Annotated in this window: 22 protein-coding genes and 1 tRNA gene; 4 read left to right on the top strand and 19 right to left on the bottom strand. The window is 46.1% G+C overall.

Annotated elements, in window-relative coordinates; all coding sequences use genetic code 11:
- Positions 1 to 488 precede the first annotated feature (488 nt).
- Positions 489 to 1,220, top strand: a complete 732-nt coding sequence (locus G7Y37_RS08870; protein ID WP_165063109.1) for a hypothetical protein — start codon at positions 489 to 491, stop codon at positions 1,218 to 1,220.
- A gap of 46 nt (positions 1,221 to 1,266) precedes the next feature.
- Here G7Y37_RS08870 and G7Y37_RS08865 read toward each other — a convergent pair whose 3' ends face one another.
- The 8 genes from G7Y37_RS08865 to G7Y37_RS08835 all read right to left on the bottom strand — a co-directional run bounded on the left by G7Y37_RS08865 (position 1,267) and on the right by G7Y37_RS08835 (position 4,595).
- Positions 1,267 to 1,572 (bottom strand): hypothetical protein, encoded by a 306-nt coding sequence (locus G7Y37_RS08865; protein ID WP_165063108.1) that lies wholly within the window; start codon positions 1,570 to 1,572, stop codon positions 1,267 to 1,269.
- Positions 1,573 to 1,586: 14 nt separating this feature from the next.
- Positions 1,587 to 1,856 (bottom strand): hypothetical protein, encoded by a 270-nt coding sequence (locus G7Y37_RS08860; RefSeq protein ID WP_165063107.1) that lies wholly within the window; start codon positions 1,854 to 1,856, stop codon positions 1,587 to 1,589.
- Positions 1,857 to 1,866: 10 nt separating this feature from the next.
- The gene (locus tag G7Y37_RS08855; RefSeq protein WP_165063106.1) at positions 1,867 to 2,547 is read right to left on the bottom strand and encodes a hypothetical protein; all 681 of its coding nucleotides are present in this window, start codon (positions 2,545 to 2,547) and stop codon (positions 1,867 to 1,869) included.
- A gap of 14 nt (positions 2,548 to 2,561) precedes the next feature.
- A complete protein-coding gene (locus G7Y37_RS08850; protein WP_165063105.1) occupies positions 2,562 to 2,723 on the bottom strand; it encodes a hypothetical protein in 162 nt (53 codons plus the stop codon).
- Positions 2,701 to 2,862: a hypothetical protein gene (locus G7Y37_RS08845; RefSeq protein WP_165063104.1), complete on the bottom strand. Its 162-nt coding sequence runs from the start codon at positions 2,860 to 2,862 to the stop codon at positions 2,701 to 2,703. The genes G7Y37_RS08850 and G7Y37_RS08845 overlap by 23 nt, the downstream gene beginning before the upstream one ends.
- Before the next feature lie 109 nt (positions 2,863 to 2,971).
- On the bottom strand, positions 2,972 to 3,850 hold the full coding sequence (locus G7Y37_RS08840; protein ID WP_165063103.1) for a DnaB-like helicase C-terminal domain-containing protein: 879 nt from the start codon (positions 3,848 to 3,850) through the stop codon (positions 2,972 to 2,974).
- A 393-nt stretch (positions 3,851 to 4,243) separates the two neighbouring features.
- Entirely contained in the window at positions 4,244 to 4,405 is a 162-nt protein-coding gene (locus tag G7Y37_RS09165) for a hypothetical protein (RefSeq protein ID WP_206214147.1), read from the bottom strand.
- Positions 4,398 to 4,595, bottom strand: coding sequence for a helix-turn-helix domain-containing protein (locus tag G7Y37_RS08835; protein ID WP_165063102.1), 198 nt, complete (start codon positions 4,593 to 4,595; stop codon positions 4,398 to 4,400). Before G7Y37_RS08835 ends, G7Y37_RS09165 begins: the two co-directional genes overlap by 8 nt.
- 117 nt (positions 4,596 to 4,712) lie before the next feature.
- On the opposite strand from G7Y37_RS08835, the gene G7Y37_RS08830 reads away from it, so the two are divergent.
- The 3 genes from G7Y37_RS08830 to G7Y37_RS08820 are packed head-to-tail and all read left to right on the top strand — an operon-like array spanning position 4,713 to position 7,335.
- Positions 4,713 to 5,504 (top strand): hypothetical protein, encoded by a 792-nt coding sequence (locus tag G7Y37_RS08830; protein WP_165063101.1) that lies wholly within the window; start codon positions 4,713 to 4,715, stop codon positions 5,502 to 5,504.
- Complete coding sequence (locus tag G7Y37_RS08825) at positions 5,504 to 6,049, top strand: hypothetical protein (RefSeq protein ID WP_165063100.1); 546 nt, start codon at positions 5,504 to 5,506, stop codon at positions 6,047 to 6,049. Before G7Y37_RS08830 ends, G7Y37_RS08825 begins: the two co-directional genes overlap by 1 nt.
- A gap of 11 nt (positions 6,050 to 6,060) precedes the next feature.
- On the top strand, positions 6,061 to 7,335 hold the full coding sequence (locus G7Y37_RS08820; protein ID WP_165063099.1) for a site-specific integrase: 1,275 nt from the start codon (positions 6,061 to 6,063) through the stop codon (positions 7,333 to 7,335).
- A gap of 111 nt (positions 7,336 to 7,446) precedes the next feature.
- On the opposite strand, the gene G7Y37_RS08815 is transcribed toward G7Y37_RS08820, so the two are convergent.
- The 11 genes from G7Y37_RS08815 to rpsF all read right to left on the bottom strand — a co-directional run bounded on the left by G7Y37_RS08815 (position 7,447) and on the right by rpsF (position 15,617).
- Positions 7,447 to 7,522: transfer RNA gene (locus G7Y37_RS08815), tRNA-Phe, on the bottom strand.
- Between the two features lie 83 nt (positions 7,523 to 7,605).
- Complete coding sequence (locus G7Y37_RS08810) at positions 7,606 to 8,094, bottom strand: prepilin peptidase (protein ID WP_165063098.1); 489 nt, start codon at positions 8,092 to 8,094, stop codon at positions 7,606 to 7,608.
- A gap of 3 nt (positions 8,095 to 8,097) precedes the next feature.
- Positions 8,098 to 9,507, bottom strand: a complete 1,410-nt coding sequence (locus G7Y37_RS08805; RefSeq protein WP_165063097.1) for a radical SAM protein — start codon at positions 9,505 to 9,507, stop codon at positions 8,098 to 8,100.
- Between the two features lie 2 nt (positions 9,508 to 9,509).
- Positions 9,510 to 10,784: a phosphoribosylamine--glycine ligase gene (gene purD / locus G7Y37_RS08800; RefSeq protein WP_165063096.1), complete on the bottom strand. Its 1,275-nt coding sequence runs from the start codon at positions 10,782 to 10,784 to the stop codon at positions 9,510 to 9,512.
- Between the two features lie 70 nt (positions 10,785 to 10,854).
- Positions 10,855 to 12,174, bottom strand: a complete 1,320-nt coding sequence (locus G7Y37_RS08795; protein ID WP_165063095.1) for an adenylosuccinate synthase — start codon at positions 12,172 to 12,174, stop codon at positions 10,855 to 10,857.
- Positions 12,175 to 12,201: 27 nt separating this feature from the next.
- On the bottom strand, positions 12,202 to 12,543 hold the full coding sequence (locus tag G7Y37_RS08790) for a hypothetical protein (RefSeq protein ID WP_165063094.1): 342 nt from the start codon (positions 12,541 to 12,543) through the stop codon (positions 12,202 to 12,204).
- Between the two features lie 14 nt (positions 12,544 to 12,557).
- Entirely contained in the window at positions 12,558 to 13,934 is a 1,377-nt protein-coding gene (gene dnaB, locus G7Y37_RS08785) for a replicative DNA helicase (protein WP_241156080.1), read from the bottom strand.
- Positions 13,935 to 13,970: 36 nt separating this feature from the next.
- Complete coding sequence (gene rplI / locus G7Y37_RS08780) at positions 13,971 to 14,558, bottom strand: 50S ribosomal protein L9 (protein ID WP_165063092.1); 588 nt, start codon at positions 14,556 to 14,558, stop codon at positions 13,971 to 13,973.
- Between the two features lie 9 nt (positions 14,559 to 14,567).
- On the bottom strand, positions 14,568 to 14,831 hold the full coding sequence (rpsR, locus tag G7Y37_RS08775) for a 30S ribosomal protein S18 (RefSeq protein ID WP_165063091.1): 264 nt from the start codon (positions 14,829 to 14,831) through the stop codon (positions 14,568 to 14,570).
- 22 nt (positions 14,832 to 14,853) lie between these two features.
- Complete coding sequence (locus tag G7Y37_RS08770; protein WP_165063090.1) at positions 14,854 to 15,297, bottom strand: single-stranded DNA-binding protein; 444 nt, start codon at positions 15,295 to 15,297, stop codon at positions 14,854 to 14,856.
- Positions 15,298 to 15,323: 26 nt separating this feature from the next.
- The gene (gene rpsF / locus G7Y37_RS08765) at positions 15,324 to 15,617 is read right to left on the bottom strand and encodes a 30S ribosomal protein S6 (protein ID WP_165063089.1); all 294 of its coding nucleotides are present in this window, start codon (positions 15,615 to 15,617) and stop codon (positions 15,324 to 15,326) included.
- Between the last annotated feature and the right edge of the window lie 546 nt (positions 15,618 to 16,163).

Here is a 16,163-nt window from a genome sequence, read left to right as displayed (position 1 = left end):
GGCAACACACGGTCTGGTTTGGTCGGAGTTCCACAATAGCACTCCTTACCCCTTTGCGATGGACTGAGCCTTACACACTTTTCTGCCTATATGCCCCAAGATATAAGGATACCTGCATGAAAGGTGATCGACATCTCCCATTCTGCCGCATGAGAAACTTGATATTATGCAGATCGAAAAGAACAGGAGCCCGAAGGCTCCTGTGAGTTTCTGGTGGTCGGAGGGGGACTTGAACCCTCGGCACGCGGATTTTCAGAATACTTTAGGGGTGTATGGCTATGTACGTTTATGTGCGTTTACCTCGGATAATGCAACATTTATGAACATCTATATACGTCTGCAAACATGTGCATTTGCAGAAAATTTGCAGAATTATTTCAATGGGATATTCAAGAGATTGAATATCCCATTACCGAATTAAAGAACTAGTGATTAGAGCACAGGCATAAGCTATAAACAATGTAAAGAAGGATTGGGAGGATAATCAAATGAAAAAACTATTACTAATAGCACTCGGATGCCTGATGTCTTTGATGATATTTGGCTGTTCAAGTGGGAATACAAATAGCAATGAAACTTCAGCTACAAACAATAATTCAACTCAAGCAGAACAATCTAATACCCCTGATGAATTGATTGTTTCCGATTCGAATTACACTATTAGTAAAAGTGGTTACGTGCATTATGCCGTTGAGATACAAAACCCGAATGAAAATTATGCAGCCGAATTTGCAACGATCACTGTAACGGGTAAGCATGCAGATGGAACAATTAGCTTTAGTGATGAATGGGTTATAAGCAACCTTCTACCTGAAAGCACTTCATATTGGGCAAATCAGGCAGGGGATGGAGACTCGGTTCAAGGTGATACCATTTCTTTTTCTGTTGCGGTAAATGATCGTAATTGGTCAAAGAGTGACCAGAAGATGCCAACAGATTTGTATACATTCGATAATGTTACGATCAAGACTGATCAATTTGATGATTTAAGCGCAAAAGGTGAAATTACTCTTAATGAGGATATAACCGTAGGAACTAATAGCGTCGAATCACCTATGTTGGTATGCATATTGAAAGATGCTAATGGGAAAATTGTTACCGGCTTTAGCGGATATATGAGTAGTGATTTGAAAGTAGGAACACCTTCGGTTTTTGATATAAGTTCTTATTTTGAGGTTCCTGAATATAGCACTGCTGAAATGTATGCTAATCCTTGGTAAATCATAAGAGAATGTAAATTAGAGAGCCGCTTTTGATAGCGGCTCTCTAATGTCTCTGCTGATACTTCAGGGCAATTTCAGCGGCTCGGATTCTATCCAATGGACGAATGCCTAAAGGTTGCTTCAGTATTCCTTCAAGTGCTGAATAGGCTGCATCGACAGTGTTAACGGAACGGGTTGAGATAACCCGTTCCGACTCTGCTAGACCGTCATTGATAGCTTGCTGTAATTCAGGCTTTTCGAGACGCGCATATACCGTTGATCTAGCGATATTGCATGATCGTGCGATATCGGCTTTGTTCTTTCCCTGCAGCCTTAATTCAAGGATTTTCAAATCTAGTCCATCGAGCATATTCAGACACATCCCTACAGGTTTTCTACCATCTGACGCAATGAGCGGCTTAATGCGTCCTCGTATTCATCATCTTGAACACTTGCTATACCTTCAGGATAAGCCGTCTCTAGAATGGCTCTGAATGCGTCAGAATCGCCCTGAAACGCTTTTTCAAACATCGACATACATAATGCTTTCATCCATGTCGAATGTGGTGATAGATAGAATCGCTCGCATGTTTCATCTGACATCTCGGCATTCAAAACACGCTGAAGCATAGCTTGGGGAGTTTCTTCATTCATGGAATTTCTCCTATTCGTTAGCTTTTGATGCAATCATGTTCAAAAGCGGGTCATCATAATCAACATCATGCTTATCGTCTAGGAATGCATCGAAATTGCTGTTCAAAGCTTGCATGTCATCGAATATCGAATCTGACACGCCTTCTTTCCACGATCTGTCATAGCTTCCAAAGAAGTTGTCATTCTTGACCGCTCTTCTAGCTTGCCTGATAAGTTTCTCGGCGTTCTTCTTCATACCTTCACGATATTCAGAGAGTTCGGCTTCAAGCTTCTTTGCAAAATCCGAATTGCTTCTTTTGCCGTTCGATATGACAGCGCGATACATGGAATAATTCCTGTACTTTCGAGCAATGGCGCGTAGGTCATCATCTGACAGATCGACATTCCCTAGAATCGGCGCCCATTCGGTCAAGATATAAGGTTCGACCATGAAAGCCGAATCAATGCATTCATCAAGTTTTGTTTGAACCTCTTCACATACAGGGTCGATCATCGCGTGATAGCGTTTCTTCTCTTCTTTCGTCATAGCTTCAACGGTTTTTTCATCGCCGTGATTCTGTGAACCGCCGCGCACAGCGCAAAGCGTCTCTTCTTTCGCCGCTTCAACGGCTTCAAGCTTTCCTATAAGTTCATCGGCTTTGCTTACAAGCGGCTGATAATGGCGTTTCATGTCGTCAACGTTAACTAGCATCTTTCCTCTTTTCTCTAGTGCATAAGGACAATGAAGGTGGTTGCGAACAATGCGACAGTTGCAATCCATCCAATGACAATGTTCCTGATGATTCTTGAAAGCCTTGCGGCTTGCGCTTCATAAGCAATCAGGGAAATCATTTGCGGTTGATGGCTATTCGTATCCGTCATATTCATGTTCAATCTCCTCGATAGTGCATGGATTGAATCCACGCTTGCGGGCATTACGGCAAAATATCTCGGCTTCTTCCTGTGACATGAAGGTGCCTAGAAAGTCACCTTTGCGGTCATAAATCTCAATCTGTTCATCGGTCATAATTTCATCTTTCTCTTCAGTGAAGCGGCTTTGAATGCCGCTTCACGACTGATAGTTTCTTAGGTGGAATTTGCTCATGGTGGAGGGTTAGGACGGCTTACAGGCGAATTCATGGCTTCATAACCTCCACAAATCGAGACGATGAAGGATAGAACTGCATATCGAATGAACCTATACGGCTATATTTGGATTTTGCGATCTTTAGGGTCACGAATCGGCAATCTTGCTGATTCTGTTCATCTTCATCGGCTTCAATGAATAGGACGCAATTAGCGCCGTATTCAAGCGTTGAAGAACCGCAAAGAGCCGAAAAGTCAGCCGTATTACGTTTGCCCCTGTTTTGTGATGCGATAGCAAGAACAGGGATTCGATGCATCTTTGCCAGATCGCAAAGAGAACTCATTATTCGAGCGACTTCCTGATAATCGCTCAATGCATCAGCATTCTGTAGGCGTAGAATTTGAAGGTAATCGACAACACAAAGCGGCGCGGGTTCATCTTCGGGAAATGTCTCATATAGCCTGAATAGATCATCGACAGACTGAATATCATCAAGCGTTGCTATTTGTGGGGCAATCTCATTCGTGTAGGTTTCAATCGCTGATAGTAGAAGTTTCACTCTAGGGTTATTGGCATCTGCTAACTTTCGAGACAGACTTAATACTTCGCCGAATGAAAGCGCATTTGTGTCTCTTTCGCCTGATAGTCGGCAAATACTTTTGATAATCAAGGAGACAGACGGCATCTCACATGATACGAATATAACGCGCCTATTTGAGAACCTTGCTACATGGTCAACCGATTGAAGAACCCATGTAGATTTGCCAGCGGCGGGCGGTGCGGATATCAGGGAAACACCTTGCGACCAACCGCCGATAATGGCATCGAGATTTGAAAATCCCGTTGATGCTATCGGGCGCATGTTGCTGATACCCGATAACAGGCTATCCATCCTCTCATTGTTCCAATGTATTTGTAGATCATTCATCGTGTGTATACTGTCCTTATCCTGTTTGACGCCTCCGCGCTTTGAATGCGCGGGGCGTCTATGTTCTTACCTATGTTCTGTGTCTCGGAGATGAGACAGTTCGAGTCTCACTTTTGAGACAGTTTCGGGAATCCGTAGACGCTTCTTTGTCCGACTGATTTTCTAGTCAGATATCCTTCAGAGATAAGCAAGGAAATATGACGGTGTATCGTTTTCCTGTTCATCCCTGTTTTCTGACATAGCAGCGGAATCCCTAACGGTGGAGTTTCTAGCGTCCTAGAGTTTCGACATAGGGCAATCGCGACATATGTAGTCATTGCACCTGAAGAAACTTTCGGACAGATGGAATCAAACTCACTCATATAGATTTGCCCGAATGCATCTTTCGACACATCAAAAGCACCTACGTAAACAATGAGCCAATACGAAACACCATTCTTTATGCTCGCGTTCTTTGCGTTCGGCTTCTATCGGATATAGACGTTTGAAATATCGCCTGCAGTATTCGAGTTCGGCTTCACGGCGCTCACGCTTGCGAACATCGGATTCAGTCATCGTCCGTTTCACCGCCGTTCAAATACTCTTTAAGACGTTCTCGGGAAATGACCCAAAAGCGTCCAATGTGACGGGCGGGAATTGCCCCCGATCGACATAGTTCACGATAAGCGCGTTCACTAATGCCTAATGCTTCAGCAGCTTGCGGAGTGCGAACTGCTACAGGCAATTCATCAATGCTAGAAATCACTCTTAACCTCGTTTCTATGGACGTTTGCATGCGAACAAGTACTTGCCATGTGTCTTAATGTACGCTAATATCAATACTGATTATAGGTAGTTAGCAGTATTTTTTAGGAGGATGAAGATGAAACATGAATTCTATGCAGTAAGCAATTTAGAGGGCATGGAGGTGTATGCCTATGACATTGAATTAAAAGAGATCAAGCGCGGGAATCTCAAAGGCACTAAGTATTTCATCCGTGTTAATAGCAATATAAGGAATACGCAAATACCAGAGGATTTTGCTTATAACGAATTCCTTAATCTTGATGCGACCGACATTGATGAACTTACACGAATTCAGGAAATGTACGGAATCATTGCATCGCCTACATTTGAATCCAATTTTGGCAACGGGAATGCAACCTATATGTTGATGAAATCTGATGCTGATTTACGAATCAGGCTTGAAGCTTTTATAAAGCGAACCAAATGCGATAAACCCATTTCTGCTATACCGCTTCAAGAAGTAGCCGATACGGTTGAAGTTCTACAGACCCTTATAGCTTCGACTATTGCAGTTAACAATGACACATATACAGATGAAGATTTACATCATGATGAAATGTTTAACATCCTTGCTAGTAGGACATATTCAAAATACTTTCAAATGTTTGGGTTAGCTGAAAATGACCCAAACAAAAAAGTGACGATTATAAACAATCTGATTGATGCTGTAGTTCTTCAGCAAATGAAGCTATTAGCCGTAAGCGATAGAAAGATTCACAAATGTGAATATCGACATTGTGGAAAGTATTTCAAATATCCAAAGCGCGAGAGATATGAACCGCCGTTCTATTGTTGCAGGGCACATCAAGAAGCCGAAAAGTCATGCAGACAGAATGATCGTATCCGTGACGCAAAGGGGACAAAATAATGAGTTTTCTTTATCCGGGATTTTATGAAGATGCTGAAAAGCGCAAAGTCTACTGGTTACCAGAAATGCATGAATTGGGTAAACAGGAAAGATGGAACGACTTTATTGATTTTGTTGCAGGACATTATGAAGTAATGCCAGATGCATTCAATCAGTACTTTCCCAAAATGCCAGATGAATATAAAAGGAAAATGGTTAAAGAATGCTATCAACATAATGGCGAGTATTACCCTGAATGCGTTGAAGCAATTATCAATCTTCCCTGTAATGGAGTGAATGAACTTCCTTCAAACTACGCAAATAAAGAAGTGATTGCTGTATATAGAGGGGATTATGCTGATGCATTAGAAGATGATATTGAGTTTGCACCTTCATGGACTTTGAGCATCGATGTTGCAAGATTCTTTAGAAATCGCAAAGGCGAAAACGGAAAAGTATATAAAGGGTATATAAGTCCTTCTGATGTAATCGCATATATAGATGATCGTGAAGAAAAAGAAGTCATTCAATTTGGCTCTGTTTATTCAGTTGAAATTATTGAATAGGAGGGGTAACAATGGCAAATGACGGTTCTCTTATTGAAAAGAAACGTGGAGTTTGGGAAATACAAATCTCTGCAGGTTATGACCCGATAGAAAAGAGATACAAGCGCATCACTCGAACAGTACACGGCACAAAGTCAGACGCGAAAAAAGAACGCGATAAGATGAAGCGCGAATTAGAATCAGGCATCAAGGCTGATTCAGCGAATCTGACTTTTGCGGAATGGTGCGACGAATGGTTAAGCATTCGTCGCAATAAGGGTGCTACATCTGAATCAGTATTGAAGCAATATAAGACCCGTCTAGCGTTTATCTCTTCACTGCTAGGGCAAATCAAAGTGAATAGAATAGACGCTCGAACCGTGGAGAACCTTCTATTGGCTATCCGTGAGAAAAGAACCGAACAGGGTATCTCATGCAGCGATAGCACGTTACGGCATTATTACACGCTACTGAAGCAATGCTTAAAGACCGCCGTTGATTATGACCTGATAATTCGTAACCCATGCGACCGTGTAACACCGCCGAAAAAGAATCAGGCGAATCGGAAATCATTGACGGTAGATGAAGCCAATATGCTATTGAAGAAAATCAATGAATCAGAGCATTCATATATTGATGATTTGCTGCAGAAAGAAAAGAATCAGTCAGACCGCAATAACTCCTATGACCGCTCTTATCTCCTAGGCTTGCGCAATGTATCTCTGATTCTATTGGTGCGGCTCGGTTTGGCTAGTGGGTGCCGTCTCGGTGAGTTGCTTGCGCTTACATGGTCGAACGTGGATTTTGAACAATCAAGAATATGCATAGTTGCTGCAATGGACAATCTTGACCATATGAAAGCACCAAAGAGCGCGGCGGGTATCCGCAACCTATTCATTGACCCTGATACTATGCAGCATCTTCAAGCGTGGAAATCCCTTCAAAGCGAACTGCTAGAGACGATTGATATAACAGTGAACGGGGAATCACCTGTATTCTGCACCGCTGAAGGGGGATTCATTCTGAAGTCATCATTCCGTCATTGGTGGGATGCATGGAGAAAGAAAGCCGAATTCCCTGAATTACGTTTTCATGAATTGAGACATACGCAAGCAAGTCAGCTATTGGCAAATGGTATGGACTTGAAAAGTGTTCAAACTCGAATGGGTCATTCGTCTGCTACTCTCACGCTTGACTGCTATGCTCACGCTATGGAATCCAATGACGCGAAAGCCGCTTTACTTATCGGGAATCTGTTTTCGCAACCTGATAGCAAGCAACCTACATTGACCGATAAAGCGTCATGATTTGCAGTTTTTCAAGACGATTTGCAGACGATTTGCAGAATCCGACGAAAATAGACCGATTCAGAAATGAATCAGGTCAGACAAAAATAGCGTCTGACCTGCTGTTTCTAATGGTGGTCGGAGGGGGACTTGAACCCTCGGCACGCGGATTTTCAGTCCGCTGCTCTACCAACTGAGCTACCCGACCATAAGCGAGGATATATTCTAAACGTTTAGCGCGTACTGTGCAAATATTAATAAAGTGAAAGGCGTTGTAGCTTTCTGTGCGGCTTAAAAGACCATTGCAATAATAGCGCCTATGGCTATTGCGGGTGCAAAAGGCAGGGCTCCTTTGCCCTCGTCTTTCTGCGCAAAGGGGGTGTGGGGAATAATTAGGGCTAGCGGAATGCTTACAGCGCAAGCTATTAGCAGGCACAAAGCGCTGCGTTGAAGCCCCAGATAAAGAGCACACGTGGCTAGCAGTTTTATGTCGCCTCCACCCATAGAGCTTTTGTTGGTTATAGCCTCGAATGCTAGCGTAAACAGAAGTAAGCCGCCGCCAAATATCAGTGAGGTTGCAATGTTTGTGCCTAAGCTACAAATCACATCCGGAAGGGAAATCTTGCATATTGTAATTTCGACAATTTCTCCTGCAAGCCAAACAGCACACATGGCTATAACTATCCAATTGGGAATTAATCTAGCTCGCAAGTCTGTTATGCATGCAGCAACAAGTAACACCACAAACGCCGCACTTGTAACAACTGCTAATGCTTCCATTCGTTAGTGCTGGCACCCGCCCGAGCCAAAAATAAGCTCGCGTTCTTCGCCGGTTAGCGCCTCTCTTGCTTGGTCGCGTAAATTGTTCACGCCGATAAAGAATTGGCGCATCATAACCACAACTAGGTAACGCCCGCGGGCGGTTAGCGTAAGTTCTTCGGAGTTATCGGTGGCGAAAGCACCGTTTAAGCGCATGAACGCCATTTCTATCGGTAGCCCTTGTTCGACCGACATGCCGAAATCGCGCTTGAAACTGCGCTTATCAAGCCGCAGACCAAACAGCTGCATCATAAAGCGATAGCGCATGCGGTCGCGTAAGCTAAAGCGAGTGGCACCCATCATAGACATGGCACCGCGCTCTATTGCTGCGTTGTAATCAATTATGCTGAAAGTGTTTACATAAAGCGTGTCGCCTAGGTAAGTAATGCCGCCCGACCCAATAGCTGGGTACTCTTCGAAATCTACTACATATTCGTCAATCATGTAAGAATTTGCCGTATTGTCGTGCGGCTTAGTGTTAGCGTTAGCGTTGGCTTTGGCGCGGGCAGCTTTTCTGCGGTTGAACGTCCATGCCGAGCCAAACTCGAACAGCCCACGTTCTCCGTGCGGTCCTGCTGTGCCCATGTCAATGCCGGGAATTTCCCCTGTTAGCAACTCGCAAATGATTTCATAAAAGCGCTTTTCGCGTGAATAATCTACGCGCCCAACAGTGCGCGCCATCGATTTTTGCACGCTAGGGCTAGCCATTAGCGGGTAGAAAGTTGTTTGGCTGGCTCCCGATTCTATAACGCGCTCTATGTCGTTTATTAGTATGTCTTCAGTTTGCGCTGGGAAGTTGAAAATCATATCCGCGTTCATCGATACGAAATATGGACTAGCTTCGCCAATACGCTCTAGAATTTCGCGACCACTACCGTATTTTTCGTAGCGATCCATCTGCTTGAGCAGCCCGTCGTCGAAACTTTGCACACCGACACTTAGGCGCTGCACCCTCCCGTGCAGCTTTTCCAAATAGCTGGGAATAAGGTGGTTCGGGTTTGTTTCGCTGGATACTTCTTTGATGCTGGGAAAAACATCGCGCGCTTGGTCGATGGTTTCGCACAATTCGTCAATCAAAATTGTGGGAGTGCCGCCGCCTATATATACGCTTTCAAAATCGTAGCCCAAGTCGCGCAGCATAAGCATTTCCTTGCGCATGTTTTGGAAATATTGGCGTGCTTTGTCTTCGCGAAATGGGAAGCGATTAAAACTGCAATATGGGCAAAGGCGTTCGCAGAACGGCACATGCATATAAAGCATGTAAGGTTGTCCCGGTTTTGGTGCGGGCATGCGCACATCGTTTGTGGGCGCCAGTTTTAGATATTGCTTCGTGCAGCCTCGTACAACTGTGGATAACATTCGCTCAGACAGCATATTTACTCCCAAGCAGATCTGCCCTGAAGCGCCTTTTTTCCTATATCGTGGCGCAGTTGCTTTCCTTGGAACGAGATTAACTCGCATGCTTCGTAGGCTTTTTCGCGCGCCTGTTCAAATGTGGCGCCTTTGCCCACAACGGTTAGTACTCTGCCGCCGGCTGTAACAAGTTCATCGTCGGCATTTCGCGCGGTTCCTGCATGATAGACCGTAACATCTGGAAGCGCTTCGGCTTCTTCTATGCCTAAGATGACATGACCTTTTTCGTAAGCACCGGGGTAGCCTTCGCTGGCTAGCACTACGCCAACCGCCCAGTCGTCAGACCATTCCAGTTTTATATCTTCGGCGCGCCCTTCGGCAACAGCCAACATAATTTCAGCCAAGTCGCTCTTTAGTCTTGGAAGCACAACCTGAGTTTCCGGATCGCCAAAACGAACGTTGAATTCAACAATTTTCGGACCCTCTTCAGTTAGCATGAAACCACCGTACAGCGTGCCGCGGTAATCTTCGCCAGCTGCTGCTGCGGCGGTTTGCATTATGGCTTCCATCTTGGACATTTCTGCATCGGTAACAATTGGCACTGGCGAATATACGCCCATGCCGCCCGTGTTCGGACCGGTATCGCCATCGTAGGCGCGCTTGTGGTCTTGCGATGGTGCCATTGGGAAACTTTGTCCACCAGTAACGAAAGAAAGCATACTGCATTCAGGACCGCGCATGCACTCTTCTATAACAACGCTGCTTCCGGCATCTCCAAATGCTCCATCAAAGCATGCGCGCACAGCGTCTTCGGCATCTTCTAGCGTTTCGGCTACTACTACACCTTTGCCTGCTGCTAGTCCGTCGGCTTTCACCACAATGGGGGCACCTTTTTCGCGAACATATTCAAGTGCTGGTGCTGCCGACGTAAACGCAGCATAAGCTGCTGTGGGGATGCTGTTTTTAGCCATGAATTCCTTGGCGAAGTTTTTCGAGCCTTCAAGCTGGGCTCCTGCGGCACCGGGACCAAATACTGCAATTCCTGCTTCGCGCAACGCATCGGCTATGCCTGCTACTAGTGGTGCTTCTGGTCCTATAACTACCAAACGTATATTGTTGGATTTCGCAAATTCCAGAACAGCTGCTGCGTCCATCGGATCGACGGCTACATTTTGTGCTACATTGCTTGTACCGCCGTTACCCGGTGCCACAAATAAAGAGTCAGTCATGCTCGATTCGTTAAGCGCTCGTGTTATTGCGTGCTCTCGCGCTCCGCTTCCTAGAACTAGGATATTCATGTTAAAGCCTCTTCCATGTACTATTAAACACTTGCGGGTTGAATTCTGCTTTTGCTTAGCTTGAGTTCGCTTAGCTTTGCCAATCTTCGCGAATTATTGTCTGGTCGCGATCGGGACCTACGCTTACTATGCTCATAGGAACGCCGCCAAGTTCTTCTAGGTATTCAATGTAGCGGCGAGTGTTTACGGGCAAATCTTCGTACTTACGCACGTCCGAAATGTCTTGGTCTTTCCAGCCCGGCAATTCCTCATAAACCGGTTTAGCGTGGAATAGAACTGATTGCTGCATGGGGAAGTAGTCGTATTCTTTGCCGTCGCATTCGTAGGCTACGCATACCTTAATGGTGTCGAATGCCGACAACACATCTAGTTTGGTAAGCGCTACGTTCGTAAGACCATTTACTTGGGCGGCATAGCGCGCTATAACTGCATCGAACCAACCGCAGCGGCGTTTGCGCCCGGTGGTTACGCCAAATTCGTGCCCTTCTTTGCAGAGCAATTCGCCATCTATTGCATCTTGACCTGTGCCACCGTCTTCGGGGAACTTCAGTTCTGTAGGGAAGGGACCTCCACCTACGCGAGTAACGTATGCTTTCTGAATGCCTAGCACGCGGTCTATTTCCTTCGGACCAACGCCAGCGCCTGTGCAGGCACCGCCAGCTACGCAGCTAGAAGATGTTACATATGGGTATGTGCCATGATCTATGTCAAGCATGGTGCCCTGCGCACCTTCGAACAGGATGTTTTTGCCATTGCGCAGCGCCTTGCTTAAAAGCTGCGCTGTTTCCCATACGTGGTCGCGCAAAATATGAGCGTAGGGCAGGTATTCTTCGCATATTTCAGCAACGGTATAAGTTTGCAGACCATATATTTTTTGCAGAATAGGATTCTTTTGCGCCAGCGCGGTTTCCACTTTTAGACGGAAAATCTTTTCGTCAAGCAGGTCTTGCATACGGATGCCGCGACGTGCCGCTTTATCCTGATAGCATGGTCCTATGCCGCGCTTTGTGGTGCCTATTTCGTGTGCGCCTAAACGCTTTTCTTCGGCGCCATCAAGCACTTTGTGATACGGCATTATTAGATGCGCATCGCAGCTTATGCGCAAACGTTCGCAGCTTATTCCTTCGCTTTCGAGAAGTGCCATTTCTTTTACCAGCACGCCCGGGTCTACTATAACGCCGTTGCCTATTACGGGTACTGCATGTTCATACATTACACCCGATGGCATTAAGTGAAGCGCCAGTTTCGTGTCGCCATGAATAACCGTATGACCTGCATTGTTGCCGCCTTGGAATCGCACTACATAATCGTAGTCGCTGGCAATTAGGTCGGTTATCTTGCCTTTTCCTTCATCGCCCCATTGTGTTCCCACAAGCACTGTCGATGGCATCTGATGTCCTTTCGCAGATGGATAAGGTTACTTGTTAATTCTAGCTTTGAATGGCGGATTGAAAAGTAGCACAACTACAGCAAGCGCCAGAATAAGGCCGAAGGCTACTAACACCACCCCAAGTGCGGTGTAAGCCAAGCTGCCGGTAACGCGGCTTTCCATGAAAACAGGAACGCCTATTAAAAGTAGAAGTGCGCATAAAAATGTAGACACAGCAATTTTGACATAGTAATGAATGCGATAGGCTTTTTCGTCGTTTGCGACCGATGCGCTAAGTGCGTTCGGTGTGTCGGTTGCACCAGATGCGTTTTCTGTTTGCGCTACATTTTCTGCAGATTCAGAAAGCTCTTTTTGTTTTTTCTTACCCATGATTGTTTCCGTTTTTATAAGCGCGATTCGTCGAAGAAGTCGCCAAATTTGGTGAACTCGGGGTTGAATGCTAGCGTTATGTCGCGTGTGGGACCGTTGCGATGTTTTGCAACAATAAGTTCGGCGGTTCCTAAATCTGGTCTACCGTTTTCTTCGGCTTCCATTTCGTCCATAGAGCGGTCGATGAACATAACAATGTCAGCATCTTGTTCAATAGAGCCGGATTCGCGTAAGTCTGCTAGCATCGGGCGCTTTTTGCCGCGCATTTCTACTGCGCGGTTTAGCTGCGAAAGCGCTAAAACAGGCATGTTCATTTCTTTAGCCATAATTTTTAAGCCGCGAGAAATTTCACCAACTTCTACTGCGCGATTACCGTCGCGCCTGACTTGAGGTGGCTGCATTAGCTGTAAGTAGTCAACTATTATCATGCCTTTTTTATCGGTGCCTATAATGTGACGCAATTCGCGGCGTGCTTTTGCGCGAGCTTCCATGATGGACAAGCCCGGTGTGTCGTCAATAAACATATCAAGGTTCAGCAACGTGTTAGAAGCGTCGGCGATGGCACCCCAGTCGCCTTCGCTAACTTTACCGCTGCGAATGCGTGACAAGCTTACACGTGCTTCCGAGCAAAGAATGCGCTGGGTTAGCTGCCCTGAGCTCATTTCTAGCGAGAAAAATGCAACTGACGTGCCAAGTTTTGCTGCATTTACGGCAATATTAAGTGCGAATGAAGTTTTGCCTACGCCGGGGCGTGCAGCTAGAATTGCCAAATCGCCGCCGCGAAGCCCATTGAATAGCGCGTCTACATCGGTAAACCCTGTAGGAACGCCCACCATGCTATTTCCGCGTTGAGAAAGTTGAGTAATTTCCTCGAATGCCTCATTAATAAGTATGTCCATCTTCTGGAAACTGGACGAAACGCGCTTTTCAGTAACATTGAATAGCGCATGTTCGGCTTCTTCGACAACTTCATTTAAGTCTTCGGGGGCATTGTATGCCAGAGCGTTTATTTCGGCGGCTGCGCGAATAAGTTCGCGTTGAATAGCTGTGCGCTTCACAATTTGTACGTGGCGCTGCCAGTTAGTCAGGGCGAAAGTATTTGCGTTTAGGTCAGCAAGATAAATGCGACCTCCTGCAGCTTCAAGCTGACCTTTTGCGTTCAGCTTGTCGGCAAGAGATATGGGGTCAGGAGAAATTCCGTCGCGCACCATTTCGAAAATAGAATCGAAAATTATACGGTGCGAAGCTCGGAAAAAGTTTTCTGATTTAAGTGAGATGGCTATTTCGTCAGCTACATTGCCATTTAATATACATGCTGCTAAAACAGCCTGTTCTGCTTCTATATCGTTGGGTAGCTGTGCATGTTTTCCAGACGACTCCAATAAGGGAATCGTCTGGAAATTGTCAGTGTTCTTAGATGCGGGCACCTATTCTGCCGTTTCTTCGACTGGTGCTTCCTCGGTTGCGGTAGCTTCAGCGGTTTCAGCTTCTTCTGTAGGTGCTTCGACAGCTGCGTCTGTTTCGGCAGCAGCATCGCTAGCTGTAGGCTCAGGCTCGGTGTCAACTTCGGTGTCGGCAGCCACGCTTACATTCACGGTAGCCTTGATGGTGCGGTAAACATTCACCGACACAGGGAAAACGCCGGTAGTTTTGATAGGCTTACCCAGTTCGATGCGACGACGATCTACCTCAATGCCCAAAGATTCTTTAATAGCATCGGCAATCATAGGAGCTGTTACAGAACCAAACAGCTGCCCTTCGTCGCCAACCTGAACTTTAACTTTAACGGTGGCACCGTCTAGTTTCTTTACCAGCGCCTCAGCGTCAGCTACGCGAACTTCTTCGCGCTTTTCGATATTCTTGCGACGCTGTTCTAGCTGCTTTAGATTGCCCGGGGTAGCTTTTACGGCGTAACCCTGACGCAGCAGATAGTTGTTCGCGAAACCGCGTGCGACTTCAATAACGTCACCTTCGCCACCACGTCCGCGTACTTCCTTTAGCAATATAACCTGCATGGCGTTCTCCTATCTGTTACGACGGCGATCGCCGCGTCCGCTAATTGCGGGCACCGAATAGGGAACAAGCGCCATAATGCGTGCACGCTTGACGGCTTGCGCCAAGTCGCGCTGATGTTGGTTACATGCACCTGTTACACGGCGAGGTTTTATCTTGCCGCGGTCGGTTGTATATTTGCGCAGCATTTGAGTGTCTTTGTAGTCGACATACTCCACGCCGTCTTTGCAGAATTGGCACTGCTTGCGACGAGGCTGCTTAGCGTAATCGGCCATATTAACCTCTTTATCTTCTTTCTTAGAATGGAATGTCTTCGTCGTAAACTGAAGTGTTTGTATCTACAACAGGCATCGCCGGTGCGCTGTATGCGGAAGCGTTATTGTTGTATCCACCTTGGTTGTCGTTGTTGTTATTACGACTTTGCATAAATTCCAAGTCGTCAACTATAACTTCAATCTTGCTACGCTTTTGACCGTCGCGTTCCCACTGGCTCCAGCGCAGTTTGCCTTCAATGGCAACTTTCGTGCCTTTTGATAGGAATCGGGATACGCTTTGTGCACGCGTGCCAAACATCGTACAGTCGATAAAGTTGGCGTAGTCTTCCCATTCGCCGGTTTGATTATTCTTGCGGCGATCGTTTACGGCTACACCCATCGACATAACGGGCATGCCCGACTGTGTTGTGCGCACTTCCGGGTCGCGTGTAAGGTTTCCGCTTATAACTACACGGTTGATGCTCATTGTCTACCTCTTTCGTTCACGATTCACTAGTCGCGGTCGGGGCGGTTCACGATTATGTGACGCTCTACCGCATCATTAATGCGCAGTACGCGATCAAGCTCTGCAATGCTTTGTGGATCGGCGTGAAAATCGACAAGGGTGTAGTCGGCATCGGCTAAACCGTTTACCTCATAGGCAAGTTTACGCTTGCCCCACTCGTCAACATTGTCGACAGTGCCCTTTCCTTCAGTGACAGCAGTCTCGATACGCTTCATAACACCCGCACGAGATTCGTCATCGATAGTAGGAGCGACAAAAAACAGCAGTTCATAAGCCTTCATCAGCTCACCTCCTCTGGTCTAAACGGCCCTGTATAGGTGTATATTTCTTCACAGGGCAGGACAACTTGTCTATTGTAGCAGAAGACCTAACTGTGTATTATGTTTTTTCTTCTCGTCAAATTTCTTCACTTTCTATCCAAATCGGCAGAGTTGCAAGCTGGGATAAGGGCGACCCAGCTTGCGTGTCTGTGCTGCTAGGCTCGATCTCGGTCGGTTCTTATGATTATAGTCTTCTAGTGAATGGCACCGATTTCGAGCCGTGTTTTCACTATAGATAGCAAATCTTACGCCGGCGTATCAGAAATGCGATATCTGTTAACACGCCAGTTCTATCGCTTTTGTATCTTTTGCAAACTCAATATCGTTACGAATTCGCTTATTTGCGACATTTTTATTGTTCAAACCTTGCAAGTTTCTAGCAAAAACCTTGCATAAATCTACTGCGGGTTTTGGCATATAGGCAGAAAAGTGTGTAAGGCTCAGTCCATCGCAAAGGGGTAAGGAGTGCTATTGTGGAACTCCGACCAAACCAGACCGTGTGTTGCC

This window comes from Adlercreutzia sp. ZJ154 (assembly GCF_011039055.1).
In the GTDB taxonomy this organism is placed as follows: Bacteria; Actinomycetota; Coriobacteriia; order Coriobacteriales; family Eggerthellaceae; genus Adlercreutzia_A.
The sequence above is the reverse complement of the archived record's forward strand: the minus strand, read 5'-3'. Positions and strand labels throughout refer to the sequence as shown.

What these genes read in the sequence shown, in the direction of transcription:
- G7Y37_RS08870 (WP_165063109.1), top strand. Translation starts at nt 489, where the DNA reads ATGAAAAAACTATTACTAATAGCACTCGGATGCCTGATGTCTTTGATG.
- G7Y37_RS08865 (WP_165063108.1), bottom strand. Translation starts at nt 1,572, where the DNA reads ATGCTCGATGGACTAGATTTGAAAATCCTTGAATTAAGGCTGCAGGGA.
- G7Y37_RS08860 (WP_165063107.1), bottom strand. Translation starts at nt 1,856, where the DNA reads ATGAATGAAGAAACTCCCCAAGCTATGCTTCAGCGTGTTTTGAATGCC.
- G7Y37_RS08855 (WP_165063106.1), bottom strand. Translation starts at nt 2,547, where the DNA reads ATGCTAGTTAACGTTGACGACATGAAACGCCATTATCAGCCGCTTGTA.
- G7Y37_RS08850 (WP_165063105.1), bottom strand. Translation starts at nt 2,723, where the DNA reads ATGAATATGACGGATACGAATAGCCATCAACCGCAAATGATTTCCCTG.
- G7Y37_RS08845 (WP_165063104.1), bottom strand. Translation starts at nt 2,862, where the DNA reads ATGACCGATGAACAGATTGAGATTTATGACCGCAAAGGTGACTTTCTA.
- G7Y37_RS08840 (WP_165063103.1), bottom strand. Translation starts at nt 3,850, where the DNA reads ATGAATGATCTACAAATACATTGGAACAATGAGAGGATGGATAGCCTG.
- G7Y37_RS09165 (WP_206214147.1), bottom strand. Translation starts at nt 4,405, where the DNA reads ATGACTGAATCCGATGTTCGCAAGCGTGAGCGCCGTGAAGCCGAACTC.
- G7Y37_RS08830 (WP_165063101.1), top strand. Translation starts at nt 4,713, where the DNA reads ATGAAACATGAATTCTATGCAGTAAGCAATTTAGAGGGCATGGAGGTG.
- G7Y37_RS08825 (WP_165063100.1), top strand. Translation starts at nt 5,504, where the DNA reads ATGAGTTTTCTTTATCCGGGATTTTATGAAGATGCTGAAAAGCGCAAA.
- G7Y37_RS08820 (WP_165063099.1), top strand. Translation starts at nt 6,061, where the DNA reads ATGGCAAATGACGGTTCTCTTATTGAAAAGAAACGTGGAGTTTGGGAA.
- G7Y37_RS08810 (WP_165063098.1), bottom strand. Translation starts at nt 8,094, where the DNA reads ATGGAAGCATTAGCAGTTGTTACAAGTGCGGCGTTTGTGGTGTTACTT.
- G7Y37_RS08805 (WP_165063097.1), bottom strand. Translation starts at nt 9,507, where the DNA reads ATGCTGTCTGAGCGAATGTTATCCACAGTTGTACGAGGCTGCACGAAG.
- purD (WP_165063096.1), bottom strand. Translation starts at nt 10,784, where the DNA reads ATGAATATCCTAGTTCTAGGAAGCGGAGCGCGAGAGCACGCAATAACA.
- G7Y37_RS08795 (WP_165063095.1), bottom strand. Translation starts at nt 12,174, where the DNA reads ATGCCATCGACAGTGCTTGTGGGAACACAATGGGGCGATGAAGGAAAA.
- G7Y37_RS08790 (WP_165063094.1), bottom strand. Translation starts at nt 12,543, where the DNA reads ATGGGTAAGAAAAAACAAAAAGAGCTTTCTGAATCTGCAGAAAATGTA.
- rplI (WP_165063092.1), bottom strand. Translation starts at nt 14,558, where the DNA reads ATGCAGGTTATATTGCTAAAGGAAGTACGCGGACGTGGTGGCGAAGGT.
- rpsR (WP_165063091.1), bottom strand. Translation starts at nt 14,831, where the DNA reads ATGGCCGATTACGCTAAGCAGCCTCGTCGCAAGCAGTGCCAATTCTGC.
- G7Y37_RS08770 (WP_165063090.1), bottom strand. Translation starts at nt 15,297, where the DNA reads ATGAGCATCAACCGTGTAGTTATAAGCGGAAACCTTACACGCGACCCG.
- rpsF (WP_165063089.1), bottom strand. Translation starts at nt 15,617, where the DNA reads ATGAAGGCTTATGAACTGCTGTTTTTTGTCGCTCCTACTATCGATGAC.